Source organism: Rhizobium sp. ERR 1071, from assembly GCF_007828675.1.
Classification (GTDB): domain Bacteria; phylum Pseudomonadota; class Alphaproteobacteria; order Rhizobiales; family Rhizobiaceae; genus Rhizobium; species Rhizobium dioscoreae.
The window spans coordinates 103,959-127,458 of record NZ_VITM01000011.1 but is presented as its reverse complement, the minus strand read 5'-3'; the positions used below and the strand labels follow the sequence as shown (position 1 = coordinate 127,458).

24 protein-coding genes are annotated in these 23,500 nt (G+C 60.8%); 14 read left to right on the top strand and 10 right to left on the bottom strand.

The window, feature by feature from the left end:
• Positions 1–7: 7 nt before the first annotated feature.
• Together FBZ99_RS27460 and FBZ99_RS27455 are read left to right on the top strand one after the other, a co-directional pair.
• A complete protein-coding gene (locus FBZ99_RS27460) occupies positions 8–748 on the top strand; it encodes a Bax inhibitor-1/YccA family protein (RefSeq protein ID WP_113330736.1) in 741 nt (246 codons plus the stop codon).
• Positions 749–866: 118 nt separating this feature from the next.
• Complete coding sequence (locus FBZ99_RS27455; protein WP_145636033.1) at positions 867–1,424, top strand: GNAT family N-acetyltransferase; 558 nt, start codon at positions 867–869, stop codon at positions 1,422–1,424.
• Positions 1,425–1,906: 482 nt separating this feature from the next.
• Here the strand turns inward: FBZ99_RS27455 and FBZ99_RS27450 are convergent, their stop codons facing one another.
• The 3 genes from FBZ99_RS27450 to acnA form a co-directional block, all read right to left on the bottom strand.
• Entirely contained in the window at positions 1,907–2,308 is a 402-nt protein-coding gene (locus tag FBZ99_RS27450) for a DUF2794 domain-containing protein (protein WP_145636030.1), read from the bottom strand.
• Positions 2,309–2,640: 332 nt separating this feature from the next.
• Positions 2,641–3,384 carry a DUF1223 domain-containing protein gene (locus FBZ99_RS27445; protein ID WP_145636028.1) on the bottom strand — a complete coding sequence of 248 codons (744 nt, stop codon included), beginning with the start codon at positions 3,382–3,384 and terminating at the stop codon, positions 2,641–2,643.
• 256 nt (positions 3,385–3,640) lie between these two features.
• Positions 3,641–6,331: an aconitate hydratase AcnA gene (gene acnA / locus FBZ99_RS27440; protein WP_113354348.1), complete on the bottom strand. Its 2,691-nt coding sequence runs from the start codon at positions 6,329–6,331 to the stop codon at positions 3,641–3,643.
• Between the two features lie 263 nt (positions 6,332–6,594).
• On the opposite strand from acnA, the gene ccmA reads away from it, so the two are divergent.
• From ccmA to FBZ99_RS27415, 5 genes are all read left to right on the top strand, one after another.
• Positions 6,595–7,242 (top strand): heme ABC exporter ATP-binding protein CcmA, encoded by a 648-nt coding sequence (gene ccmA / locus FBZ99_RS27435; protein WP_145636025.1) that lies wholly within the window; start codon positions 6,595–6,597, stop codon positions 7,240–7,242.
• Positions 7,243–7,582: 340 nt separating this feature from the next.
• Positions 7,583–8,242, top strand: coding sequence for a heme exporter protein CcmB (ccmB, locus tag FBZ99_RS27430; RefSeq protein ID WP_145636023.1), 660 nt, complete (start codon positions 7,583–7,585; stop codon positions 8,240–8,242).
• Positions 8,243–8,321: 79 nt separating this feature from the next.
• Complete coding sequence (locus FBZ99_RS27425; RefSeq protein WP_145322012.1) at positions 8,322–9,080, top strand: heme ABC transporter permease; 759 nt, start codon at positions 8,322–8,324, stop codon at positions 9,078–9,080.
• Between the two features lies 1 nt (position 9,081).
• The gene (gene ccmD, locus FBZ99_RS27420) at positions 9,082–9,255 is read left to right on the top strand and encodes a heme exporter protein CcmD (RefSeq protein WP_145322009.1); all 174 of its coding nucleotides are present in this window, start codon (positions 9,082–9,084) and stop codon (positions 9,253–9,255) included.
• Positions 9,252–9,863 (top strand): DsbE family thiol:disulfide interchange protein, encoded by a 612-nt coding sequence (locus FBZ99_RS27415; protein WP_145636021.1) that lies wholly within the window; start codon positions 9,252–9,254, stop codon positions 9,861–9,863. The genes ccmD and FBZ99_RS27415 overlap by 4 nt, the downstream gene beginning before the upstream one ends.
• A 201-nt stretch (positions 9,864–10,064) precedes the next feature.
• Here the strand turns inward: FBZ99_RS27415 and FBZ99_RS27410 are convergent, their stop codons facing one another.
• From FBZ99_RS27410 to dapF, 5 genes are read right to left on the bottom strand one after another with little or no spacing between them, the layout of a single operon-like run.
• Positions 10,065–10,655 carry a DUF2585 domain-containing protein gene (locus tag FBZ99_RS27410; RefSeq protein WP_145636018.1) on the bottom strand — a complete coding sequence of 197 codons (591 nt, stop codon included), beginning with the start codon at positions 10,653–10,655 and terminating at the stop codon, positions 10,065–10,067.
• Complete coding sequence (locus tag FBZ99_RS27405) at positions 10,652–11,371, bottom strand: septation protein A (RefSeq protein ID WP_145636016.1); 720 nt, start codon at positions 11,369–11,371, stop codon at positions 10,652–10,654. Before FBZ99_RS27405 ends, FBZ99_RS27410 begins: the two co-directional genes overlap by 4 nt.
• Complete coding sequence (ftsY, locus tag FBZ99_RS27400) at positions 11,368–12,915, bottom strand: signal recognition particle-docking protein FtsY (protein WP_145636014.1); 1,548 nt, start codon at positions 12,913–12,915, stop codon at positions 11,368–11,370. Before ftsY ends, FBZ99_RS27405 begins: the two co-directional genes overlap by 4 nt.
• Before the next feature lie 18 nt (positions 12,916–12,933).
• The gene (mtaB, locus tag FBZ99_RS27395) at positions 12,934–14,208 is read right to left on the bottom strand and encodes a tRNA (N(6)-L-threonylcarbamoyladenosine(37)-C(2))-methylthiotransferase MtaB (protein WP_145636012.1); all 1,275 of its coding nucleotides are present in this window, start codon (positions 14,206–14,208) and stop codon (positions 12,934–12,936) included.
• Positions 14,205–15,110, bottom strand: coding sequence for a diaminopimelate epimerase (dapF, locus tag FBZ99_RS27390; RefSeq protein ID WP_145636009.1), 906 nt, complete (start codon positions 15,108–15,110; stop codon positions 14,205–14,207). The genes mtaB and dapF overlap by 4 nt, the downstream gene beginning before the upstream one ends.
• Positions 15,111–15,539: 429 nt before the next feature.
• Between dapF and FBZ99_RS27385 the strand changes: the two genes are divergently transcribed.
• Positions 15,540–15,983, top strand: coding sequence for an SRPBCC family protein (locus FBZ99_RS27385; protein ID WP_162746327.1), 444 nt, complete (start codon positions 15,540–15,542; stop codon positions 15,981–15,983).
• A gap of 172 nt (positions 15,984–16,155) precedes the next feature.
• On the opposite strand, the gene FBZ99_RS27380 is transcribed toward FBZ99_RS27385, so the two are convergent.
• Entirely contained in the window at positions 16,156–17,172 is a 1,017-nt protein-coding gene (locus FBZ99_RS27380; RefSeq protein WP_145636007.1) for an MBL fold metallo-hydrolase, read from the bottom strand.
• Positions 17,169–18,158 carry a hypothetical protein gene (locus FBZ99_RS27375; protein ID WP_145636004.1) on the bottom strand — a complete coding sequence of 330 codons (990 nt, stop codon included), beginning with the start codon at positions 18,156–18,158 and terminating at the stop codon, positions 17,169–17,171. Before FBZ99_RS27375 ends, FBZ99_RS27380 begins: the two co-directional genes overlap by 4 nt.
• 378 nt (positions 18,159–18,536) lie before the next feature.
• Here FBZ99_RS27375 and ffh point away from each other — a divergent pair, with 378 nt between their 5' ends.
• The 6 genes from ffh to rplS all read left to right on the top strand — a co-directional run bounded on the left by ffh (position 18,537) and on the right by rplS (position 23,208).
• On the top strand, positions 18,537–20,117 hold the full coding sequence (ffh, locus tag FBZ99_RS27370; RefSeq protein WP_145636001.1) for a signal recognition particle protein: 1,581 nt from the start codon (positions 18,537–18,539) through the stop codon (positions 20,115–20,117).
• 15 nt (positions 20,118–20,132) lie between these two features.
• Positions 20,133–20,435: a chorismate mutase gene (locus tag FBZ99_RS27365; RefSeq protein WP_069614775.1), complete on the top strand. Its 303-nt coding sequence runs from the start codon at positions 20,133–20,135 to the stop codon at positions 20,433–20,435.
• 124 nt (positions 20,436–20,559) lie between these two features.
• Positions 20,560–20,919: a 30S ribosomal protein S16 gene (rpsP, locus tag FBZ99_RS27360; protein ID WP_069614776.1), complete on the top strand. Its 360-nt coding sequence runs from the start codon at positions 20,560–20,562 to the stop codon at positions 20,917–20,919.
• A 185-nt stretch (positions 20,920–21,104) separates the two neighbouring features.
• The gene (gene rimM / locus FBZ99_RS27355; protein ID WP_145635998.1) at positions 21,105–21,686 is read left to right on the top strand and encodes a ribosome maturation factor RimM; all 582 of its coding nucleotides are present in this window, start codon (positions 21,105–21,107) and stop codon (positions 21,684–21,686) included.
• 24 nt (positions 21,687–21,710) lie between these two features.
• Positions 21,711–22,403: a tRNA (guanosine(37)-N1)-methyltransferase TrmD gene (gene trmD, locus FBZ99_RS27350; protein ID WP_145635995.1), complete on the top strand. Its 693-nt coding sequence runs from the start codon at positions 21,711–21,713 to the stop codon at positions 22,401–22,403.
• Positions 22,404–22,671: 268 nt separating this feature from the next.
• The gene (gene rplS / locus FBZ99_RS27345; RefSeq protein ID WP_069614778.1) at positions 22,672–23,208 is read left to right on the top strand and encodes a 50S ribosomal protein L19; all 537 of its coding nucleotides are present in this window, start codon (positions 22,672–22,674) and stop codon (positions 23,206–23,208) included.
• Positions 23,209–23,500 lie beyond the last annotated feature (292 nt).

Sequence of the window (23,500 nt, the reverse complement as noted above, 5' to 3'; positions counted from 1 at the left end):
GGAAAACATGGCTGACTTTCGCAATTACCAAAACCGGGCGCAGAGCGGTGCGCAATCCGGTGCGATGATAGACGAGGGCCTTCGAGCCTACATGCTCAAGGTCTATAACCTGATGGCGCTGGGTCTGGCGATCACGGGTGTTGCCGCCTATCTCTCCTTCTCGCTCGCTTTCGCAAACGGACAGATCACGGCCTTCGGCCAGGCGATCTATCTGAGCCCGCTGAAGTGGGTGGTCATTCTCGCCCCGCTCGCAATGGTCTTCTTCCTGAGCTTCAGGATCAACCGCATGAGCGTGGCCGCCGCGACGACGACCTTCTGGGTCTACGCCGCGCTGGTGGGCCTGTCGCTGTCGTCGATCTTCATCATCTACACCGGCCAGAGCGTCGTGCAGACCTTCTTCGTGACCGCCGCCTCCTTCGGCGCGCTGTCGCTCTACGGCTATACGGCCAAGCGTGACCTGTCGGCGATGGGTTCGTTCCTGATGATGGGTCTCTTCGGCCTGATCATTGCGACGCTCGTCAACATCTTCCTGGCTTCATCCGCGCTGCAGTTCGCCATCTCCGTGATCGGCGTCCTGATCTTCGCAGGCCTCACCGCCTACGATACGCAGCGGATCAAGGAAATGTACTACGAAGCCGACGACGTGACCGTGGCCGGCCGCAAGGCGATCATGGGCGCCCTGTCGCTCTACCTCGACTTCATCAACCTGTTCATGTTCCTGCTGCAGTTCCTCGGCAACCGCCGTTAATTGCAGCATGAAATGAGACACGAAAAGGCGGCTTCGGCCGCCTTTTTTATTTGCCTGGGCACAAGCGCTGCGATTTTATGGCAACCGTCGCAAATTCGCAGATCAGGCAATAGAAACAATGTCCGTCAGCCTCCGCAGTGCAACCTTAGACGACCTTCCCCACATCACCGCCATCTACAGAGATTCCGTTCTGAACGGCACGGCAAGCTATGAAATCACGCCGCCGAACCAGGAGGAAATGACGGCGAGGTTCGAGGCAATTCGTGACAAGGGCTATCCCTATCTGGTCGCCGAAGACGATACCGGCGCGTTTCTCGGCTATGCCTATGCCTCCGCTTTCCGCACGCGGCCGGCCTATCGCTGGATGGTGGAAGATTCGATCTATCTGGCGCCCGAGGCGCGCGGGCGCGGCATCGGCAGACTGCTGCTCCATGCCCTGGTGGAAAACTGCCAGACGCTCGGCTTCCGCCAGATGATCGCCGTCATCGGCGGCGCCCACCCAGCCTCCATCGCCGTACATCGCGCGGCAGGCTTTGCCGAAGTGGGGCTGCTCAAGGGTACCGGCTACAAGCACGGCCGCTGGTTGGATACCATGCTGATGCAGAAGGCGCTCGGGGACGGCGCGGAAACCGATCCGGATCCATCGGTCTATCCTGGGACATTGTTTGGGGAGTAGTGTCAGTATCGGACCTATGAGTCCGCGGAGCCTGTGATACCCCCTCTGTCACTTCGTGACATCTCCCCCACAAAGGGCAGGGCTATCGCATATGGAGGCGGATGAGCACCATAAGCTCCTTCTCCCCTTGGGGAGAAGGTGGCCCGAAGGGTCGGATGAGGGGGTTATCGATTTGAATTCATGGATTTTTGTGGTCTTGGCGGGCACCCCCTCATCGGCCTGGCGGCACCTTCTCCCCGCTGGGGAGAAGGGGACGGCGGCGATCTCCGCTCATATGCGATAGCCCTGCCACAAGGGGGGAGATAGCTGGGAGTTTGCCGCTCGCCCATCACAGACAATAAGGCGTGATTTCGGCAGACTCGATGTACCATGAGGCGAAGAGGCTGCTCCAAATTACCAATCTCCCCCTTGTGGGGGAGATGTCCCGATAGGGACAGAGGGGGTGTGGCACTATCAGCCAGCACACAGCCAACGACGAGAAACTACTTCTCTACCAACTTCAGCTGCTTGTCGAAAACCTTCAACACTTGGCTCAGCTCATGACCGCGTTTCAGGATCATGCCGTTGGTATTGACGACTGAGAAGGCGCCCTGCTTGGCTGAAAGCTTCGGATTCTTTTCGATGCGGAAGAGCGGCATTTCGCCGGAGCGTTTGAAGACGGAGAAAACCGCCTTGTCCTTCAAATGGTCGATGGCGTAGTCGCGCCACTCGCCCTCGCCGACCATGCGGCCATAGATCCAGAGAATCGCATCAAGCTCCCGGCGATGAAAGGTCACCGGCAGCGGGTCCTTGCTCTGTTTGTATTCTCTGAGATCAACGACGACGGATGAATTGGTATCGACGGAACGGCTTTCACCGTGTCTCAAATCCGGCTGATCAGTCATCAATCCCCCAGGGGCTATCTCATGACAGGAGAATGACAGTTTGCCTCAGCCGCATCAAATTGCAAGACGGCTGACGGCTCACAATTTCTTTCCCGGCTGTGAAAGCACCTCGTCAACGCCGCATTTCAGACAAAACGACGCCCAATTTACAGGAAGTATAGGCAGCCGTTTGGCGCCGCCGCGTCAAACGGCCCGGCTGGGGCGCATCGATTAAACCCCAGCCCCGAATGCGTCCTCGCCGGGCACCTCCCCTTTTTGGCGCCAGCCAAAATAGGGACCCCTTTTGGCATCAGTTCAAAATGGAAGACCTCCGGCAAAGCTGGAAAAATCGTTCAGCCGTCCGAGCCTACCGTCAGAACAGTCGCCCCGAGAATGGCAGCCGGATCGCCTGAAGATGTCGACGACTGCAGCAGAATCGCAAGGCCTCGCCGGCCAGCCTTATCCAGCACGGTGGACGGCAGCACGAGGCTCATGGCCTTGCCGTCCCACATGCCGACTGTTTCGACATCGGATACCGCGTGCATATAGGCAATCTGCTGGCCGGTATTTTCGCCGCCCTTCGGTGCCACCATCTGTTCCTTATCGAAATAGACGGCAACGACATTCGCCTTGCCCTGCCCAGCGCCGATCTTGATCTCGAGCTCGTCGCCCTTCATGGCAGCATTCACCGGAACCGTCAGCCCCTCGCCAAGGCGCACAAAGTCATCCAGTTTGACGTTGATGCCATTGAGATCGGCGCCGTTCATATGGTCCCTGCCATTGACGATCGCCTGCGGTGTATAAACCCCGCTGCGCCCCATCGTGCGGGCATAGGCGTATTGCCGCGCCGTATTGTCCTTGGATGCCATCGTGTCGTTCCAGCCGAGATAGTTCCAGTAATCGACGTGATAGGCGAGCGCCACGACATTGCCCTGGCGGATCAGCTTACGGAAGGCAGCATCGGCGGGAGGGCAGGAAGCGCAGCCCTGCGAGGTGAAGAGTTCGACGACGCCCTTGATCTTCGGAGCCTCCTGCGCATGCAGCGAACTTGCGAGCCCAATGCCTGCCAGAAGTGGAGCCAAAAATCGAAGGCGCATTCTATCTTACCTCTGCATCCAATCTCGAGCGCCGTCTGCCTACACGGGCTCTGCAAAACTCGCGCTTCTTGGGGCGACCAGGCCACATCAAGCCCGAAAAATCTGAAACAAGAGATAATAGTTTAACGCGATGACGCAAAGTCACGATGGGGTGAGGCCGGGGTGAGCAGAAGTCTCGCAGTACACATCACCGTGAAAAACAAGAGGCCGCCGGAAGAGTTTTCCGGCGGCCTCCCATAACAGCGTTTAATGCCTATCAGGCAGCGAGATCACGCAGAACGGTCTGCAGGATGCCGCCGTTGTTGACGTAGATGACCTCATCCAGCGTATCGATACGGCAGATGATCGGAACATCCTTCACCGAACCGTCGCCATAGGTGATCTTGGCGATCTTGCGCTCGCGCGGCTTGATGTTCTCCAGGCCTTCGATCGTCACGAGTTCGTCGCCCTTCAGGCCGAGGCTTGCCCAGGTGGTGCCTTCCTCGAAGACGAACGGGATGACGCCCATGCCGACGAGGTTCGAACGGTGGATGCGCTCGAAGGACTGGGCGATGACGGCGCGCACGCCGAGCAGGTTCGTGCCCTTGGCAGCCCAGTCGCGCGAAGAGCCGTTGCCGTATTCGACGCCTGCGAAGATGACGAGCGGAACGCCCTCGGCCTTGTACTGCATGGCCGCATCGTAAATCGACGTCTCTTCCTTGGACGGATAATGGATGGTGTAGCCACCTTCCTTGCCGTTCGGGCCGAGCATGTGGTTGCGGATGCGGATGTTGGCAAACGTGCCGCGCATCATGACTTCATGGTTACCGCGGCGCGTGCCGTACTGGTTGAAGTCGGCAACGCCGACGCCATGACCGAGGAGGTAGGAACCGGCCGGCGAGGCCGCCTTGATCGAACCGGCCGGAGAAATATGGTCGGTGGTGATCTTGTCGCCGAAGAGGCCGAGAACGCGCGCGCCCTTGATGTCGGAAACGCCGGCGCCCTTCTTGCCCATGCCCACGAAGTAGGGCGGGTTCTGCACGTAGGTCGAGTTGTCGTCCCACGCATAGGTCTGGCCCGGAGGAACCTGCACGGCCTGCCAGTTGGCGTCGCCCTTGAAGACGTCGGCATACTTGGTTTCATAAAGCTCGCGGGTGACGTACTTCTGGATGAACTCCTGAACCTCGTGCGAGGTCGGCCAGATGTCCTTCAGATAGACCGGCTTGCCGTTCTGGTCTTCGCCGATCGGCTCCTTCGTCAGGTCGAGCTGCACCGAGCCTGCGAGCGCGTAGGCGACGACGAGTGGCGGCGAAGCGAGATAGTTCGCCTGGACGTCGGGCGAGATGCGGCCTTCGAAGTTGCGGTTACCGGAGAGGACGCCGGCAACGATCAGGCCCTTGTCGTTGATCGTCTTCGAGATCGGCGCCGGCAGCGGGCCGGAATTGCCGATGCAGGTGGTGCAGCCGAAGCCGACCAGGTTGAAGCCGAGCTTGTCCAGATCAGCCTGTAGGCCGGACTTGGCAAGATATTCGCCGACGACCTGCGATCCCGGCGCCAGCGAGGTCTTGACCCACGGCTTGCTCTTCAGGCCCTTGGCAACGGCGTTGCGGGCCAGAAGGCCGGCAGCGATCAGCACCGACGGGTTGGAGGTATTGGTGCAGGAGGTGATGGCAGCGATGGCAACGTCGCCATGGCCGATGTCGAAATCCGTACCTTCGACCGCATAGCGGTTGGAGAGCTGGCCCGGCTTCTTGTATTCGGTTTCGAGCGAGGTTGCGAAGCCGGAAGCGATGTTTTCCAGCGCGATGCGGCCTTCCGGACGCTTCGGACCGGCCATCGACGGCACGACGTCGCCGAGGTCGAGTTCCAGCGTGTCGGTGAAAACGAGATCGGAACCGTCATTGTCGCGCCACATGCCTTGGGCCTTGGAATAGGCTTCGACGAGTGCGATACGGTCCTTGGCGCGGCCGGACATGTTGAGGTAGTTCAGCGTTTCCTTGTCGACCGGGAAGAAACCGCAGGTCGCGCCATATTCCGGACCCATGTTGCCGATGGTGGCGCGGTCGGCGAGCGGCATGTTGTCGAGGCCGGGGCCGAAGAATTCGACGAACTTGGAAACGACACCCTTCTTGCGCAGCATCTGCACGACGGTCAGAACGAGGTCGGTCGCGGTGACGCCTTCCTTGAGCTTGCCGGTCAGCTTGAAGCCGATGACTTCCGGCAGCAGCATGGAGACCGGCTGACCGAGCATGGCGGCTTCAGCCTCGATGCCGCCGACACCCCAGCCGAGAACGCCGAGGCCGTTGATCATGGTCGTGTGCGAATCGGTGCCGACGCAAGTGTCGGGATAAGCGATCGTTTCGCCGTCTTCTTCCTTCGTCCAGACGGTCTGGCCGAGATATTCGAGGTTCACCTGGTGACAGATGCCGGTGCCGGGAGGAACGACGCGGAAGTTCTTGAATGCCTGCTGGCCCCACTTCAGGAAGCGGTAGCGCTCGCCGTTGCGCTGGTATTCCAGCTCGACGTTCTTGGCGAAAGCCTGCGGCGTGCCGAATTCGTCGACGATGACGGAATGGTCGATGACGAGATCGACGGGAACGAGCGGGTTGATCTTTTCCGGATCGCCGCCAAGCGAAACCATCGCGTCGCGCATGGCAGCAAGGTCGACGACGGCCGGAACGCCGGTGAAGTCCTGCATCAGCACGCGCGCCGGGCGATAGGCGATTTCGTTCTCGACGGTGCCCTTGTTGGTCAGCCATTCGGCGACGGCAAGGATATGCTCCTTGGTGACCGACTGCCCGTCTTCAAAACGCAGCAGGTTTTCCAAAAGCACCTTCATGGAGTAAGGCAGCTTGGAAACACCGGGCAGACCATTGGCTTCAGCCTTGGGAAGGCTGAAATACACATAGTCTTTCCCGCCCACGGTCAGCGTGGAACGACAATTGAAACTGTCAAGAGATTTAGACACGAGATACCCCGTTTCTGATAGCCAACACAGTCGTGCGAACGCCTATGCACTTTATGCACATCAGGATGCGGGTACGGCCATTTCCGCTGTCCGCACGTAAGGTTTAAAACCTTAAGTTCGGCGCAAGGATTGAATTCACGCCGACCGCTGGCGTGGTTGCAGGTCTTATAGATAATTTCGTAAAGACTTGCCAGAGTGACAAAGCGCAATTTTGGACAATTTTTTGCGCGTTGCAGCAACGAAAACGGGGAAAGCCTGAGCGAATGCATCTAAGCGCTGAAAATCTGGCGGCAAGGCGGGGCGAAGACCTGATTTTCTTGAATGTTTCCTTCAACTTGGCGGATGGAGATGCACTCGTTTTAACTGGCCGTAATGGGTCGGGAAAATCGACGCTTCTGCGCGTTGTGGCAGGCCTTCTGAGGCCGGAAAAAGGCACTATCACATTTACCGGAAATGACGGCGAATCGGGCCGGCCGGCCGGTGAAGCCAGCCACTATCTCGGCCACCGCAATGCGATGAAATCCGAGCTGACGGTGGCCGAAAACCTGACCTTCTGGAAAACATTCCTCGGCGATATGCCAGGCGGCTCCAGCCTGGACGTCGAGGAAGCTGCTGACGCCGTCGGGCTTACCGGCATCACGCATCTGCCCTTCGGCTATCTCTCCGCCGGCCAGCAGCGGCGAATCGCTTTCGCCAAACTTCTGGTCGCCCATCGCCCGATCTGGATCCTCGACGAGCCGACGGCAGCACTGGACAGCTCCGCCGACCAACTCTTCGCCGATCTCATCACAGCCCACCAAAAGAGCGGCGGCATCGTTGTTGCGGCAACGCACCAGCCGCTCGGCTTGGAGAATGTGCAGGAGATGCGGATGACGGGGTTTGCAGCGGCGAGTGTGGGGGTGTGGGGATGATGCAGATGTTTCCTCTTATGCCGCACCTTCGTCACCCCCCTCTGTCACTTCGGAAAAGCTCGTCGCTATGCGACGAGTTACCCCCCTCTGTCACTATCGTGACATCTCCCCCACAAGGGGGGAGATTGTGGGCGGCGATTGCTTGCCCAAAGCAACTTCGACATGATCTGCGAGCACTGAAAGACACTCTTTGGCTGCGAGCGAGCGGCGAGTTACCAATCTCCCCCCATGTGGGGGAGATGCCCCGAAGGGGCAGAGGGGGGTGGCGGGAAGCGAAAGCTTCTCGCGCCTTGAGCCAAGCGAAAGGCAACTCCCTGACTCACGTCGAAAGCCGTTCCCCATGACCGCCCTCTTCCTCCGCGATCTCAAACTTTCGATGCGCGCCGGCGGTGGCGCTCTCATCGGTATCCTCTTCTTCCTCACCGTCGTCGCCGTCATCCCCTTCGGTGTCGGGCCTGATCTCAAACTTCTCTCGCGCATCGGCCCGGCCATCGTCTGGATCGGCGCGCTGCTCGCAAGCCTGCTCGGCCTTGATCGGCTGTTCCAGGCCGAGCGCGACGACGGTTCGCTCGATCTGCTCGTCATGCAGGAAACACCGCTGGTATTGACGGTCTTCATCAAATGCGCGGCACATTGGGTGGCGACAGGCCTGCCCCTCGTCATCGCCTCGCCGCTGCTCGGCCTCTTTATGAATATGAACGAGACGGCGATCGGTGCGACGGCCCTGACCCTGCTCGTCGGCTCGCCAGCGATCACCTTCGTCGGCGCGGTCGGTGCTGCGGTCGCCGTGGCGTTGCCGCGCGGCGGGCTGCTCGTCTCCATTCTCGTGCTGCCGCTCACCATTCCCGTGCTGATCTTCGGCGTCAGCGCCACCTATGCCGCCGTCGAAGGGCCGCAGCCGTTCCTGCCGCCCTTCCTGATCCTGATCGCGCTCACCTTGTTCTTCGCCGTCCTCGGCCCGGCCGCTGCTGCTCTTGCCCTGCGGAACACGACTGATTGATCGCAATAAGATACTGTTTCGTCCATCCGGGACAATGCGGTCGATTGCCGGAAATGCCATATCGGGTTAAACAAGCCGCATGAGCGATATCACTGCGATCAGCCGATTTTCCGACCTTGCCAATCCCACGCGGTTCCTGGCTTTCTCGGCGCGTCTCATTCCCTGGCTAGCGGCCATTTCGGCCGTGCTCTTCGCGATCGGCCTCTATCTGTCCTTTACGACCGAGGGCGATTATCAGCAGGGCGATACGGTCCGCATCATGTATATTCACGTTCCGGCCGCCTGGCTGTCGATGATGTGCTACACGATCATGAGCATGTCGGCGATCGGCACGCTGGTCTGGCGCCATCCGCTCGCCGATGTCGCCGGCAAGACGGCGGCCCCGCTCGGCGCCGCCTTCACGCTGATCGCGCTGGTCACCGGTTCGCTCTGGGGCAAGCCGATGTGGGGCACCTATTGGGTCTGGGATGCACGCCTGACCTCGGTCTTCATCCTCTTCCTGATGTATCTCGGCCTGATCGCGCTGAACCGCGCCATGGACGATCCATCGAAAGCTGCCCGCGTCGCCTCGATCCTGACACTGGTCGGCTTCATCAATATCCCGATCATCAAGTTCTCCGTGGACTGGTGGAACACACTGCATCAGTCGGAAAGCATCATGCGCATGGATGGCCCGGCCATCGCCGCGGAATTCCTCTGGCCGCTCTTCACCATGGCGCTCGCCTTCACGCTGCTGTTCTTCACGCTGCACCTGATGGCGATCCGCAACGAAATCTGGCGTCGCCGCATCGCCACGCAGCGTCGCATGGCCGCGCGCATGGCAGGCCGGGAGGGCTAGAATGACGCATCCCTTCTATGTCTTCGGCTCCTATGGCTTTGCGGCGGTCGTCGTGCTCGCTCTTATCGCTTGGATCTGGATCGACGGACGCCTACGACGTCGCGAGCTCGCGGCATTGGAAGCCTCCGGCCTCCGCCGCCGCTCGCAGCGCGCGGCGGAAAGCGAGACGAAATGACCGCGGATGCCGATAACAAGGATCAGCCGAAATCGAGCGGCACCGCACGCTATCTGCTGGCGCTCATTCCGCTGATCGTCTTTGCCTGCATCGCATTCGCCGTCGGAAAGGTCATGTACGACCAGGAAGTGCACGGCACCGATATTTCGGCCATTCCCTCGGCGCTGATCGGCACCAAGGCGCCGAAGCTCGCGCTCGCGCCTCTCGAAGGCTCCAACCTGCCGGCGCTCACCGACGACGCCATCAAAGGCAAGCTGACGCTCGTCAATGTCTTCGCCTCCTGGTGCATTCCCTGCCGAGATGAGCATCCGGTGCTGAAGGAGCTTGCCAGGAGCGGTCAGCTCAACATCGTGGCCATCAATTATAAGGACACAAGCGAGAACGCCCTTCGCTTCCTCGGCGAACTCGGCAACCCATATAACGCCATCGGTATCGACCCGAACGGCTCCGCCGCCATCGACTGGGGCGTCTACGGCATCCCGGAATCCTACCTCGTCTCCCCCGACGGTACGATCCTCTACAAGCAGGTCGGCCCGTTCACGCCGACAAGTTTGAAAGAAGGGCTTTATCCGGCCATAGCCAAGGCGCAGGGGAAGCCGGCGTCTTAACTCCCTTCTCCCCTCGGGGGGCCGAAGGATGGGTTGAGATCAGCGGCTCGACCCTGGTTGGTGCCGGAAGGGCGGATGAGGGGCTGGGGCACGAAGCAAAAAGGCCCTGAGCGGCGAGCGAAAGTCAGCACTCTCCCGGTAGCGCCCCCTCACCCGGCGCTATCGCGCCACCCTCTCCCCGCAGGGGCGAGGGTTAAAAGATTAAATCCCGCCCTGCCACGTCTTGATCGCCTCGACCGGCCAGACCAGCATCAGCACGTTGAGCGTCAGATTATCGCGGATCAAATATCCGGCGAGCAGCTCAAAGAAGATGGCGATGGCGACCGTCACCAGCACCGGTGCGCGCCAGGCAAACAGGAAGCCGACCACCATGAACACGGCATCCATCGACGAGTTGAGGATGCTGTCGCCGACATAATCGAGCGAGATCGTCGCGGCGCGATAGCGGTTGATGATGATCGGGGAATTTTCCAGGATCTCCCAGCCGGATTCGATCAGCATGGCAACGAACAGCCGCATCGACAGCGGCTTGCCGCGCATGATCAGATGCGTGAGCCCGAAGAAGAGAAAGCCGTGTATGATGTGCGACGGCGTGTACCAGTCGGCGATATGCTGCGAATTGCCGCTGGATTTCACCACTGGCTCGAATAGCTTCACGTAGCCGCAGGTGCAGATCGGCACACGGCCCATCATGTATTCGGTGACGATCTGCACGAGCAGAACGACAACGCAGGCGATGAACCAGAAGCTCTGTTGCCGATAGCGGCTTTGGGCGTCGATGGCTTGGCTCATTTACCGTTTTCCGCCGGCGGCTCGACCGTGTGCTTCATGATCAGCGGCATCTGTGACAGCGTGAAGAGGATGGTGATCGGCATCGTCCCCCAGACCTTGAAGTTCACCCAGAGATTATCCGCCGCCTTGGTGTCCGGAAGATAAAGCCAGTTCGAGCCGCGCCAGACGACTTCGTTGAGCACGGCGAGAACGAAGAAGAAGATACCCCAGCGCAGCGTCAACTTGCGCCAGCCCTCGGCATCGAGCTGGAAGGCGGCATTGAAGACATAGCCGAGCAGCGACTTACCGAAAGCAAGTCCGCCGAGCAGCACAATGCCGAACAGCGCATTGACGATGGTCGGCTTCATCTTGATGAAGGTTTCGTTCTGAAGGTAGATGCCGAGCGCGCCGAAAATCAGCACCACAATGCCGGAGACGAAGGGCATCAGCGGCAAATGGCCGAGCATGACCTTCGAAACGATGAGCGAGATCACCGTCGCTGCCATGAACAGGCCGGTGGCGACGAAGAGTGGGCCGCCGAGCGCCGCCAGTTGCGGAAAATGCTGCGCCAGCCACTCGCCGCGCAGATTGCCGAAGAAGAACACCAGCAAAGGCCCGAGTTCCAGCACCAGCTTCAGCATCGGATGGTGCCTGTCGGCGGCACTTGGGGTGAGATCGCTGTCGCTGGTCGTCATTGCGGCACTTTCCCTGTCATCAAACTTATTCTTGTCATTCATTGGCTGTTTACAGCCCCCGTACCGGCAATGGCATGAGCAAAATCCTCGGCTTCGAACGGCTCGAGATCCTCTACACCTTCGCCGACGCCGATGAAATAGACCGGCAACTTGTGCTTGGCCGAGATGGCAACAAGGATGCCGCCCCGCGCTGTGCCGTCGAGCTTGGTCATGATGAGCCCGTTGACGCCGGCAACATTGCGGAAGATTTCCACCTGGTTCAAGGCATTCTGGCCGGTCGTCGCATCGAGCGTCTGCAAAACCGTATGCGGTGCATCCGGATCGAGCTTGCCGAGCACGCGCACGATCTTTTCGAGCTCGGCCATCAGCTCCGCCTTGTTCTGCAGGCGGCCGGCGGTATCGATGATCAGCACGTCGCTCTTGTTGGCCTTGGCCTGCTGGAAGGCATCGAAGGCGAGGCCGGCAGCGTCTGCGCCGAGCTTGGTGCCGATGAAGTCCGATTTCGTGCGCTCAGCCCAGATCTTCAATTGCTCGATCGCAGCGGCGCGGAACGTATCGCCGGCGGCCAGCGTGACCTTCAGTCCCGCGCCGGAGAGCTTCGCCGCCAATTTGCCGATCGTCGTCGTCTTGCCGGTGCCGTTGACGCCGACGACGAGGATCACATGTGGCTTGTGGCTGAGATCGAGCTGCAAGGGCTTCGCAACCGGCTTCAGCACCTTGGCGATTTCCTGCGCCATGATGCGGCCGACATCTTCGCCCGTCACATCCTTGCCGTAGCGTTCGGAGGCCAGCGTATCCGTGACGCGCATCGCCGTTTCGACGCCGAGGTCGGCCTGGATCAGCAGATCCTCCAGATCCTGCAGCGTCTGATCGTCGAGCTTGCGCTTGGTAAAAAGCGCCGCGATCTGGCCGGTCAGCTGCGACGAGGTGCGCGCAAGCCCGGCGCGCAGGCGCTGGAACCAGGAGAGTTTTTGTTTTGGCGCTTCGGGGGTGGGAGCTGGCGCGGAAGCGGCTGTGGAGAAGCCCTTGGGGAGGATGGGGGTGGCGGTCGGAGTGTCGCTAGCTTCCAAATGAGATTCGGAGTCTTTCGACGAGAATTCTGAGTTTGCTGTAGCTTCCTCACCCCCCTCTGTCCTGTCGGACATCTCCCCCACAAGGGGGGAGATTGGTTCGTTGGGGCGCTCTTCCGAAATTACATTCGCTTCAGGATCAGCAGGTTGCTCCGGTTCGATCGCTTGAAGATCGTCGTGCTGTTCTTGCGATTCGGATTCGAGGGAACGGGCAGCTTCAGCGGCCTCAATCTCTTTCGCGTCGGAAACATCTGCCTGGCCTTCAGCCCTTTCTTCCTGCTCAGCCGGCGCGGCATCCTCCAACCGATCCCCCCCCATATGGGGGAGATGTCCCGAAGGGACAGAGGGGGGCGACGCAATCTCTGCAGGTTCTGAAGCCGGCGAAACATCTACAGCAGGCGCTTCCTGTTCTACAACAGGCGTCTCAACCTTCTGAGAATCCTCCGCAGGCGTCTGCTCCTCAGCCGGCTTCTCACGGCCGAAGGTGAAGACTTTTTTTATGAAACCGAGCGCCATGAAGTGTCCGTTGAAGCATTAAGCCGCGTCGGCGGCCAGAAGTTGCATGTCGAGATGCTTGCCATTGTGGCCGGTGATTGCGACCTGCACAAGGTCGCGCGGGCAAAGGCCAGGAGCGGCGACAAGCGTGAAGTTCTCCGTATGCGCCAGTCCGCCATTCTCCACAAGCAGCCATTGCCGTGTGCCGACCATCTTGTCCAAATGGGCTTGGTGCAATCTCAGCCCGGCCTCGCGCAGGCGGGCGGCGCGCTCCTTGATCACGCCGCGATCGAGCTGCGGCATGCGGGCGGCCGGCGTGCCGGGGCGCGGGCTGTAAGGGAAGACGTGCAGATGCGCGATGCCGGCTTCTTCCGCCAGACCGATAGCATTGACAAACATCTCTTCCGTCTCTGTCGGAAAGCCGGCGATCATATCGGCGCCGAAGCTCGTCTCTGGGCGCAGACGGCGCACATCCTCGATGAAACGGATAGCATCGGTGCGCGAGTGCCGCCGCTTCATGCGCTTGAGGATCATGTCATCGCCATGCTGCAGCGAGAGATGCAGATGCGGCATGAAGCGCGGCTCGTCGGCAATGAGATCCATCAGGTGGCCATCGGCCTCGATGCTATCGATGGAGGAGAGACGCAGCCGGCGGATCTCCGGAATCTGCTTCAGCAGCGTCTTCCCAAGCAGGCCGAGCGTCGGCGTTCCCGGCAGGTCGGCGCCATAGCTCGTCGCATCGACGCCGGTCAGCACGATCTCGCGATAGCCGCTTTCGACCAGCTTACGGGCTTGATCGACCACAGCACCCATCGGCACCGAACGCGAATTGCCCCGGCCATAGGGAATGATGCAGAAGGTGCAGCGGTGATCGCAGCCGTTCTGCACCTGGATGAAGGCGCGCACATGGCCATCGATATGGCGGATCATCTGCGGCGCGGTCGCCCGCACGCTCATGATGTCGTTGACACGCAGCTTCTCTTCGGCCGACACACCGAAATCCGGAAGCGCGCGGTAGGAGGCGCTCTTCAGCTTCTCCTCGTTGCCGAGCACGGCGTCCACTTCCGCCATTTCGGCGAAGGTCTGCTTCTCGGTCTGCGCGGCGCAGCCGGTGACGATGATGCGGGCATGCGGATTGTCGCGCCGCGCACGGCGAATTGCCTGGCGCGCCTGGCGCACGGCCTCGCCCGTCACGGCGCAGGTATTGACCAGAATGGCATTGTCGAGCCCGGCTTTCTCCGCCTCGGCCCTCATCACTTCGGATTCATAGGTATTGAGACGGCAGCCGAAGGTAATGACCTCGACCCCGCTCACCGCGCCTGAGCCCCCTGCTCCGGATCGCGCGAGAAGCTGCCAGTGACCGGATCGACCGTGCCGGACCATTCCCATTCGGCGGGCCCGGTCATGACCACATGGTCGTTACTGTCTAGCCATTCGATGGTGAGCTTGCCCGGCGCGGGTGCTGAGGCAACCTCGATCGTCACCTTGCGGCCGGTGCGGCCGGTGCGCGCGGCGCTGACGGCGGCAGCACAAGCGGCCGAACCGCAGGCAAGTGTCAGGCCGGCGCCGCGCTCCCAGGTGCGGGTGCGCAGCGAGGTCGGCGACAGCACCTGCGCCAGCGTGATATTGGCGCGCTCGGGAAACATCGGGTGGTTTTCGAGCAGCGGGCCGAAACGATCGAGATCGAAGGACATCGGGTCCTTGTCGACCCAGAAAATCGCATGCGGATTGCCCATCGACATCGCCGAAGGCGAATGCAGGACCGGATTGTCGATCGGCCCGATCTGCAGCTCGATGCGGCTGGTATCGGAAAATTCCTCGGCAAGCGGGATCTTGTCCCAGTCAAAAACGGGCGTGCCCATATCGACCGAGATCGTGCCGTCCTCATGCTCTCTGGCATTGAGGATTCCGGCGACGGTCTGGAAGGTGAAAACCTTCTTGCCGGTTTCGGCCGCCAGCGCCTGCACGACGCAGCGCGTGCCGTTGCCGCAGGCCTGCGCCTTGGTGCCGTCGCAGTTCAGAATGTCGATCCAGGCATCGGTGCCCTGCAGCTTCGGATCGTGGATCGCCATGATCTGGTCGAACTGGGTGGCCGGATCGGCATTGAGCGCGATCGCCGCCGCGGGCGTCACCACATCCTTGCGGCCGCGCATGTCGACGACCAGGATCTTGTTGCCAAGCCCGTTCATCCTCGCGAATTCGACCGTGTTGCTCATGAGATCATTCCTGTTGTCGAGCTGTATATGGCGGAAATGCGGGGGAATTACCAGTGGTGCGTGAAGGACGGCACTTTCAAGATTTACCAGAGTGATCCGGGCCGTCTCTATCCTTCGAGGCTTCGCTCTTCGAGCTCCGCACCTCAGGATGAGGCGGGGTTAACATCGTCGCTGCGCCATGATTTGTGCTGCAGTGCCTAGTTTCCGGAAATGTATGGTCGACACAAGAGATTAGCCCTCATGGTGAGGAGGCCTGCAGGGCCGTCTCGAACCACGAGGGCGGGTGGCTCGTCCTTTGACCACAGCGAAGACCTCACCCAGAAACCTTGACGGAATTCATTTTGAGAAAAAATCATTCTCGATGTCGGAATATCAAAAGCTGCCACGTCCTAGGCTCGTCCACTCCGTCAAACCATAGGGATTATGACCATGCCGAACACCATACGCCTGCACCGCGTTCTGGCCACCAGCCCGGAAAAGGTCTATCGCGCATTTATCGAGGCCGACGCACTTGCCAAGTGGTTGCCGCCGAATGGCTTTACCTGCAGCGTGCATCACTTCGAAGGGAAAGTCGGCGGCACGTTCAAGATGTCGTTCCGCAACTTCACGACGGGCGAGAGTCATTCCTTCGGCGGCGATTTTCGCGAACTGATCCCGGGCGAACTTGTGCGCTACACCGACAAGTTCGACGACCCGAACCTACCCGGCGAAATGGAAGTGACCGTGACCTTGAAGAAAGTCCTCGTCGGAACTGAGGTCAACATCACACAGGCGGGCGTACCCGATGTCATCCCGCCGGAAGCCTGCTATCTCGGCTGGCAGGAATCGCTGATCAATCTGGCGAAACTGGTCGAGCCTGAGATTAAGCAGTAAGGTTCGCCGACGCACGACGCAATCCTTCTCCCCTCGGGGAGAAGGTGCCGACAGGCGGATGAGGGGGCTTGCCCGAGCACGCTGAACTCAATGAATTCGAGGCGACTTAACCCCCTCATCCGACCCTTCGGGCCACCTCTCCCCAGGGGGAGAAGGGATATTTGGCGCCCCCTCACACAATCGGCACGTCAAAGACTTCGCCAGCCCGGAGCGGGCGAAAGCGATCCGGCTCCACGCCCTCGGCCTTCAGCGCGACATCCAGCGCCTGCACCGGCGCATCGATCCCTTCGTCCGTCAGCTGAAAGGTCGCGAAATGATGACCGGCGACATAGGCTGCATTGCAGAGCTTCATGCCCTTGACTGCTTCTTCTGGATTCTGATGTTGGCCCTTCATGAACCAGCGCGGCTCATAGGCGCCGAACGGCAGGATTGCGAGGCGGAAGCCTCCATGCTTTTGCCGGGCGGCCTCATAATTGATGCCGTCGTGAAAGCCGGTATCACCGACATGGTAGATCTTGCCCGCTGGCGTGTTGAGCACGAATGCCGCCCAGAGCGCCATGCGCCGGTCTCCCATGCCCCGCGCCGACCAGTGATGGCAAGGCTCGGCATCGATGGTCACACCGGCCTTGAGGGCGATACGATCGCCCCAGTCGACAACAGTGATGTCGGCATCGGGAACGGCACGGCGGATGATCGTGTCGTTGCCGAGCGGCGTGACGATCTTTGGCCGGTGCGCCTGCTGCAGGCGGGCAAGGGTCACGAGATCGAGATGGTCGTAGTGATTATGCGTCACCAGCACGAGGTCGATATGCGGCAGGTCCTCGAAGCGGATGCCAGGCGGCACCACGCGCTTCGGCCCGACGGAGCGGAAGGGGCTCACCCGCTCCGACCAGACCGGGTCAGTCAGAACGTTCAGTCCTGCAATCTGCACCAGCATCGAGGCGTGCCCGACCATAGTCACCCGCATCTGATTGCCGAAGACATGCCGATCGGGCTTGGCCAGCGGAAAGGCGCTGATGACGGGATTGGGCCAGCGCACCCTCCCGCCGCCGAGCTGCCAGCGCAAAAGATCGAACGCATCGCCGGGCGCGACACCACCAGGATTGAAGAAACGTTGGCCATCGAAGTGGTCGGATACCGGACCCTGATAGTAGGGGTTTTTCCTAGCCGAGCGGGATGAGCTTGTCATGCCTTGTCCGCTCCTTGCGCGCCCGTCGCTTCGCCGGCCGGCACACCAATCCTGGCGAGCCATTCCACCACCTCCTGCGTCGTCAGCGCCTCATCGACCACGACGTTCGCCGGCATTGCGAATAGCTGCGGCGTGAAGAAACTCGTGTCCCACAATGCCGCGCCTGCCACCGGCGGGGAAAGCAGGATGACCCGCCGGCCATCGATGCGCGAAATCGTCTCGACAGAGGCCTCGCCGGAAATGTCGACAAGAGCTGACTCATCCGGCCGCATCGTCTGATAGCACCACCAAGGCTCGTCATTGCCCTCTTCTGCCACGGTCACGCAGCGCGCCATATCGACAATGAACCTGTTGGGCGTACGGCCGCCCGGCAATCTCTCGCCGAAGGCTGCCTGGATAAGCGTGAACAGATGAAAGCAATTGACGATATTCTCATACCGCAGACGAAAGCCCTGGCGGCTCGGTAGATGCAGCACCAGCAGATCGTCGCTGCGGCTCAACAGCACCTGACGGACCCAGGCGGCACCCGGCGTATAATCCTGCAGTTCGGCAAGCTGCGCCATCAGCGCCTTGTCGCCAGCCGCAAGCTTACGCTGCTCCGGCATGCCGGAAAGATGCGAAACCGCCGATTGGCCAAGCAGCTGAAATGCATCCAGCAGCTGCCTTTGCCGCGGGCTCAGCTCCTTGCGGCCGGCAAAGCCGCGATGGATCTGCGGCAGCCAGGCCAGATAAAGCTCCCATACGGCCGGACCACTGCGCTCCACCGCGCCACCCTTCTCGACGATGGTGCCGAGCATATTGGCAAGGATCGCAGCACCCGGTGGCGGCAGGCGGCCAAGCTCGCGCGCTGCCCGCGCCGCGATCTTCGGCTGCGCCATCGCCCCCGCGTAGAAGGTCTGCGCCACCGCGTTGAAACGGGCGTCGACCCGGCCACCGGCATAGTTTCGGCAGGCGGCGAGGAGATCGGTCAGGGCTGCATCATTCATTCGGAGCTGTCTCGGGGAATCATTTGGCGGCCGGGGATCGATACAACAATTCGAAGACGGTGGTATGGTCAAATCGACATCGATATCGTGATGTCATCCGTGCATTTCAGGCATTTCGGCCGCATTGGGTTGACTTTGCCGGCCTTTTCCTGTTTATCGTCCGCAATCTGCGACGAGCACAAGCCTCCGAGCCACCGACCGGGACCCATTAAGGTATAAAGAGATCCCGGAGGTCAACACCCGACAGCGCGATGCGCCCTCGGGTGCTTTTTGGCTTTGCGTCTTGTTTTCGTCATGGAAAAGCACGACGTTTTCGGGCGAGGAACCGCGCAAACTTGCGCCAAATCCAAATCCCAAGCGATCGATAAGGAAGAAACGATGTTTGAAAACCTCCAGGACCGTCTTGGTTCCATTCTGAATGGACTGACAGGCCGCGGCGCGCTTTCGGAAGCCGATGTTTCCGCGGCACTGCGCGAGGTTCGCCGTGCGCTGCTCGAAGCCGACGTGGCGCTGGATGTCGTGCGCTCCTTTACCGATCGCGTCCGCGAAAAGGCCGTCGGCGCCGAGATCCTGAAGTCGATCAAGCCCGGCCAGATGGTCGTCAAGATCGTCCATGACGAGCTGATCGAGATGCTCGGCGGCGAAGGTGTCGGCATCGACCTGAATGCCCCCGCCCCGGTCGTCGTTATGATGGTCGGCCTGCAGGGCTCGGGTAAGACCACTACCACGGCCAAGATCGCCAACCGCCTGACCAGCCGCGACCGTAAGAAGGTCCTGATGGCCTCGCTCGACACGCGCCGTCCGGCCGCGCAGGAGCAGCTGCGCCAGCTCGGCGTGCAAACCGGCGTCGACACGCTGCCGATCATATCAGGCCAGTCGCCGACCGATATTGCCGCACGCGCCGTGCAGGCCGCCAAGCTCGGCGGCCATGACGTCGTCATCCTCGACACCGCCGGCCGTACGCATATCGACGAGCCGCTCATGGTCGAGATGGCGGATATCAAGAAGAAATCCAATCCGCACGAAATCCTGCTGGTCGCCGATAGCTTGACCGGTCAGGACGCCGTCAATCTCGCCCGCAATTTCGACGAGCGCGTCGGGATTACCGGCCTCGTGCTGACCCGCATGGACGGCGACGGCCGCGGTGGTGCCGCCCTTTCGATGCGCGCCGTGACCGGCAAGCCGATCAAGCTGATCGGCGTCGGCGAAAAGATGGGCGAGCTGGAGGAATTCCATCCTCGCCGTATCGCCGACCGCATCCTCGGCATGGGCGACATTGTCTCCCTCGTCGAGAAGGCTGCCGAGAATATCGACGCCGAGAAGGCAGCCGCCATGGCTGCCAAGATGGCCAAGGGCAAGTTCGACCTCAACGATCTCGCCGATCAGCTCCAGCAGATGCAGAAGATGGGCGGCATGGGCGGTATCATGGGCCTGATGCCCGGCATGTCCGGCATGAAGGACAAGATGGCTGCCGCCGGCCTCGACGACCGCCTGTTCAAGCGCCAGCTCGCCATCATCTCCTCGATGACCAAGGCCGAGCGCGCCAATCCGGATCTCCTCAAGCATTCCCGCAAGAAGCGTATCGCCGCCGGTTCCGGCACCGACGCCTCCGACATCAACAAGCTTCTGAAGATGCACCGCCAGATGGCGGACATGATGAAGATGATGGGCGGCAAGGGCAAAGGCGGCATGATGAAGCAGCTGATGGGCGGCCTTGCCGGTAAGATGGGCCTCGGCGGCGGTATGGGGGGAATGCCTGACCTGTCGAACATGGACCCCAAGCAGCTCGAAGCCCTGCAGAAGCAGGCCGAAGCAGCAGGCCTCGGCCGTCCCGGCGGCCTGCCGGGTGGTTTGCCTGGCCTGGGCGGCGGGGGCGGTTTGCCGGGCCTCGGCGGCGCCAAGCTACCTGGTCTCGGCGGTGGTTTCCCGGGCCTCCCCGGTTTGCCGAAGAAGAAGTGAGAGGGATCGCTGACCATGATTGATCCAGACGTCAAAGCCCAACTGGGCAAATACCGCCAGTCGATCGACAATATCGATGCTGCACTGGTGCACATGCTGGCCGAGCGCTTCCGCTGCACCAAAGAGGTCGGCGTGCTGAAGGCCAAGTACGACCTGCCGCCGGCCGACCCGGCACGCGAAGAATTTCAGATCGAGCGTCTGCGCCGCCTGGCAAAGGACGCCAATCTGGACCCGGATTTCGCCGAGAAGTTCCTGAACTTCGTCATCAAGGAAGTCATCCGGCATCATGAACAGATCGCTGCGGATTTCAAAGGGTAACCCCCTGGCCGCATGATCCCGAAGACGCAGGACGTTTTCAGGGGATCACGCAGCAAGAAAAAAGCAGCGCGACGTAACCATACCGCACAACGAAGCGGTCAAGAAAAGCCTAAGGAGAATGAACATGGCATTGAAAATTCGTCTCGCCCGCGGTGGCTCCAAGAAGCGCCCGTACTACCACGTTGTCGTAGCCGACGCTCGCTCGCCGCGCGACGGCCGTTTCCTGGAGACCCTGGGCTCCTGGAACCCGATGCTTGCCAAGGACGACGCCAAGCGCGTTGAACTGAAGGTCGAACGCATCAAGCACTGGCTCGACCACGGCGCACAGCCGACCGACCGCGTTCTGCGCTTCCTCAACGAAGCCGGCATCGCAAAGCGCGAAGCCAAGAATAACCCGGAAAAGGCAAAGCCGGGCAAGAAGGCTCAGGAGCGCGCTGCCGAAAAGGCACAGAAGGCTGCTGACGCCGCTGCTGCTTCCGAGTAATCGGACCCCGCATTGATTGAAAACGGGTGGCATGGCGACATGCCGCCCGTTTTTTGTTTCCCATCGGCAAATGTTCAGCCTATGAGAGAACCAAAGACAGCGCCGCGTGTCACAAATGAGTGCCAAGGTCGGTCGCTGTAGCATTTTGGATCTGCTGCATAATCCCGGCAATCGGCGAAGAGACCATGACGAAACTGCAAAATCCGGTATTGATGGCCACCATCGGCGCCGCACAGGGCCTGAGGGGCGAGGTGCGTGCCCGCGCCTATACATCCGATCCGACCGCGCTTGGCGATTACGGCCACCTGCACAGCATGGATGGCCGCAGCTTCGAAGTTCTGGAAATCCGCGAGGCCAAGAATGTCGTCATCGTGCGTTTCCGCGGCATCAACGACCGCAATGCCGCCGAGGCACTGAACGGCTTGGAACTCTATATCGAGCGCGACCACCTGCCGGATGATGAGCTCGACGACGACGAATTCTTCTACACCGATCTCGAAGGGCTGGAAGCCGTCGACGACCAAGGCGTCGGCTACGGCACTGTCAGCGGCATCTATGATTTCGGTGCGGGCGACCTGCTGGAGCTGAAGGGGCCGGGCAAGCGGCCCGTGCTGATCCCCTTTTCCGAAGCCGCCGTGCTCGAAATCGATCTCGAGGGCGGCAAGATCCTGATCGATCCGCTGGCCGCCGGCCTGATCGACAACCCCGACGATCTTATCGGCAAGCCGGCAAAGCCGGAAAAGCCCCAAGGCAAGCCGAAGAAGTGATCCTTATTGGGAAGTGACCGCGCCATGAGTTTTCGAGCGACTATCTTGACGCTCTATCCCGAGATGTTCCCCGGCCATCTCGGCACGTCGCTTGCCGGCAAGGCGATGGAACGCGGGCAATGGTCGCTGGACACCGTGCAGATCCGTGATTTCGCCACCGATAAGCACCGCACCGTCGACGACACGCCGGCCGGCGGCGGCGCCGGCATGGTGCTGAAACCGGATGTGCTTGCCCGCGCCATCGACCATGCCAGCGAAAACGACGGCCGCCCCCGCCTGCTGATGAGCCCTCGCGGCAAGCCGCTGACGCAAAAGCGCGTGCGCGAGCTTGCAGGCGGCGATGGCGTCATCATCGTCTGCGGCCGCTTCGAAGGCGTCGACCAGCGCGTCATCGACGGCCGTGGCCTCGAAGAAGTCTCGATCGGCGACTATATCCTCTCGGGCGGCGAGCCGGCCGCCCTCATCCTGCTCGACGCTATCGTTCGCATCCTGCCCGGCGTCATGGGCAATGATCTTTCCGGCTTGCACGAAAGCTTCGAAGGCGGCCTGCTGGAACACCCGCACTATACCCGCCCGCAAATCTGGGAGGGCCGAGAGATCCCCGCCATTCTCACCTCTGGCAATCACGCGGCGATCGCCAAATGGCAGAGGGAGCAGGCTGAGAAGCTGACGAAAGAGCGGCGGCCGGATTTGCTGGACGAGTTGCGAAAGAAGTAGCGACAACACGTCTGGATGAACGACATTGGTTCAAGCGCGCCGCAAAACTGGCGCTAATCGCCACTTAATTCAGCCGCAAGGGGTGACAAAGGCGTGACAATAGGGTATGTGCGCGCCCGGCATGGGAAATTTCCCATCAACCAGCAAAGAAGAGCAGACGTATTCGCTCCTGCCTGAACGGGCATATATCCGAGGCGTGATCTCCGGGTCCGACCAAAGATAGAATGATGAGCGCTCTGGCTGTTGAACCAACAACGAGGTTGATACTATGAACATCATTCAGCAGTTGGAAGCCGAACAGGCTGCCAAGATCGAAGCCAAGCGCACGCTTCCCGAATTTTCCGCTGGCGACACCGTTCGCGTCAACGTGAAGGTCACGGAAGGCAACCGTACCCGCGTTCAGGCCTATGAAGGCGTTTGCATCGCTCGCTCCGGCGGCGGTCTGCAGGAAAACTTCACGGTTCGCAAGATCTCCTACGGCGAAGGCGTCGAGCGCGTATTCCCGGTTTACTCGCCGATGATCGAAAGCGTCGAAGTCGTTCGCCGCGGTAAGGTCCGTCGCGCCAAGCTCTACTACCTGCGCGACCTGCGCGGTAAGGCTGCCCGTATCGTCGAAAACACCGGCACCCGCGCCCGCAAGCTCAACGATGCCGAGCGTCAGGCTCTGGCCGATGAGAAGGCACGCATCGAAGCCGAGAAGGTTGCAGCCGCTCAAGCGCTCGCAGCCGAGAAGGCCGCAGCCGAAGCCGCAGAAGCAAAGGCAGCTGCCGAAGCTGCTGCTGCAGCCGAGCCGGCAGCAGAATAAGTTTCGATCCACTTGGGATCGCAAAGCTTGAAGGCGGCCCTCGGGTCGCCTTTTTGCTGTCCGGCTCACGCCCACGAAAGAAATTTTCTCCGCCGGCTCCCCGCTTAGAGTTGCTTTTCCATTTTTATGATCGCAGCCATGGCAATGGCCTTGCCATTCACTTTCCAAATATGACAGTTTTCCGCCAGCCTGGCGCCGGATGATTTCAGGTCGAATCGACCTGAAATCTAAATCCGCGCCAGAATCAAATAAGGAGAGCATGATGTCGTCCGAAAACCGCTGACACTTTTCG

What these genes read in the sequence shown, in the direction of transcription:
- FBZ99_RS27460 (WP_113330736.1), top strand. Translation starts at nt 8, where the DNA reads ATGGCTGACTTTCGCAATTACCAAAACCGGGCGCAGAGCGGTGCGCAA.
- FBZ99_RS27455 (WP_145636033.1), top strand. Translation starts at nt 867, where the DNA reads ATGTCCGTCAGCCTCCGCAGTGCAACCTTAGACGACCTTCCCCACATC.
- FBZ99_RS27450 (WP_145636030.1), bottom strand. Translation starts at nt 2,308, where the DNA reads ATGACTGATCAGCCGGATTTGAGACACGGTGAAAGCCGTTCCGTCGAT.
- FBZ99_RS27445 (WP_145636028.1), bottom strand. Translation starts at nt 3,384, where the DNA reads ATGCGCCTTCGATTTTTGGCTCCACTTCTGGCAGGCATTGGGCTCGCA.
- ccmA (WP_145636025.1), top strand. Translation starts at nt 6,595, where the DNA reads ATGCATCTAAGCGCTGAAAATCTGGCGGCAAGGCGGGGCGAAGACCTG.
- ccmB (WP_145636023.1), top strand. Translation starts at nt 7,583, where the DNA reads ATGACCGCCCTCTTCCTCCGCGATCTCAAACTTTCGATGCGCGCCGGC.
- FBZ99_RS27425 (WP_145322012.1), top strand. Translation starts at nt 8,322, where the DNA reads ATGAGCGATATCACTGCGATCAGCCGATTTTCCGACCTTGCCAATCCC.
- ccmD (WP_145322009.1), top strand. Translation starts at nt 9,082, where the DNA reads ATGACGCATCCCTTCTATGTCTTCGGCTCCTATGGCTTTGCGGCGGTC.
- FBZ99_RS27415 (WP_145636021.1), top strand. Translation starts at nt 9,252, where the DNA reads ATGACCGCGGATGCCGATAACAAGGATCAGCCGAAATCGAGCGGCACC.
- FBZ99_RS27410 (WP_145636018.1), bottom strand. Translation starts at nt 10,655, where the DNA reads ATGAGCCAAGCCATCGACGCCCAAAGCCGCTATCGGCAACAGAGCTTC.
- FBZ99_RS27405 (WP_145636016.1), bottom strand. Translation starts at nt 11,371, where the DNA reads ATGAATGACAAGAATAAGTTTGATGACAGGGAAAGTGCCGCAATGACG.
- ftsY (WP_145636014.1), bottom strand. Translation starts at nt 12,915, where the DNA reads ATGGCGCTCGGTTTCATAAAAAAAGTCTTCACCTTCGGCCGTGAGAAG.
- dapF (WP_145636009.1), bottom strand. Translation starts at nt 15,110, where the DNA reads ATGAGCAACACGGTCGAATTCGCGAGGATGAACGGGCTTGGCAACAAG.
- FBZ99_RS27385 (WP_162746327.1), top strand. Translation starts at nt 15,540, where the DNA reads ATGCCGAACACCATACGCCTGCACCGCGTTCTGGCCACCAGCCCGGAA.
- FBZ99_RS27380 (WP_145636007.1), bottom strand. Translation starts at nt 17,172, where the DNA reads ATGACAAGCTCATCCCGCTCGGCTAGGAAAAACCCCTACTATCAGGGT.
- FBZ99_RS27375 (WP_145636004.1), bottom strand. Translation starts at nt 18,158, where the DNA reads ATGAATGATGCAGCCCTGACCGATCTCCTCGCCGCCTGCCGAAACTAT.
- ffh (WP_145636001.1), top strand. Translation starts at nt 18,537, where the DNA reads ATGTTTGAAAACCTCCAGGACCGTCTTGGTTCCATTCTGAATGGACTG.
- FBZ99_RS27365 (WP_069614775.1), top strand. Translation starts at nt 20,133, where the DNA reads ATGATTGATCCAGACGTCAAAGCCCAACTGGGCAAATACCGCCAGTCG.
- rpsP (WP_069614776.1), top strand. Translation starts at nt 20,560, where the DNA reads ATGGCATTGAAAATTCGTCTCGCCCGCGGTGGCTCCAAGAAGCGCCCG.
- rimM (WP_145635998.1), top strand. Translation starts at nt 21,105, where the DNA reads ATGACGAAACTGCAAAATCCGGTATTGATGGCCACCATCGGCGCCGCA.
- trmD (WP_145635995.1), top strand. Translation starts at nt 21,711, where the DNA reads ATGAGTTTTCGAGCGACTATCTTGACGCTCTATCCCGAGATGTTCCCC.
- rplS (WP_069614778.1), top strand. Translation starts at nt 22,672, where the DNA reads ATGAACATCATTCAGCAGTTGGAAGCCGAACAGGCTGCCAAGATCGAA.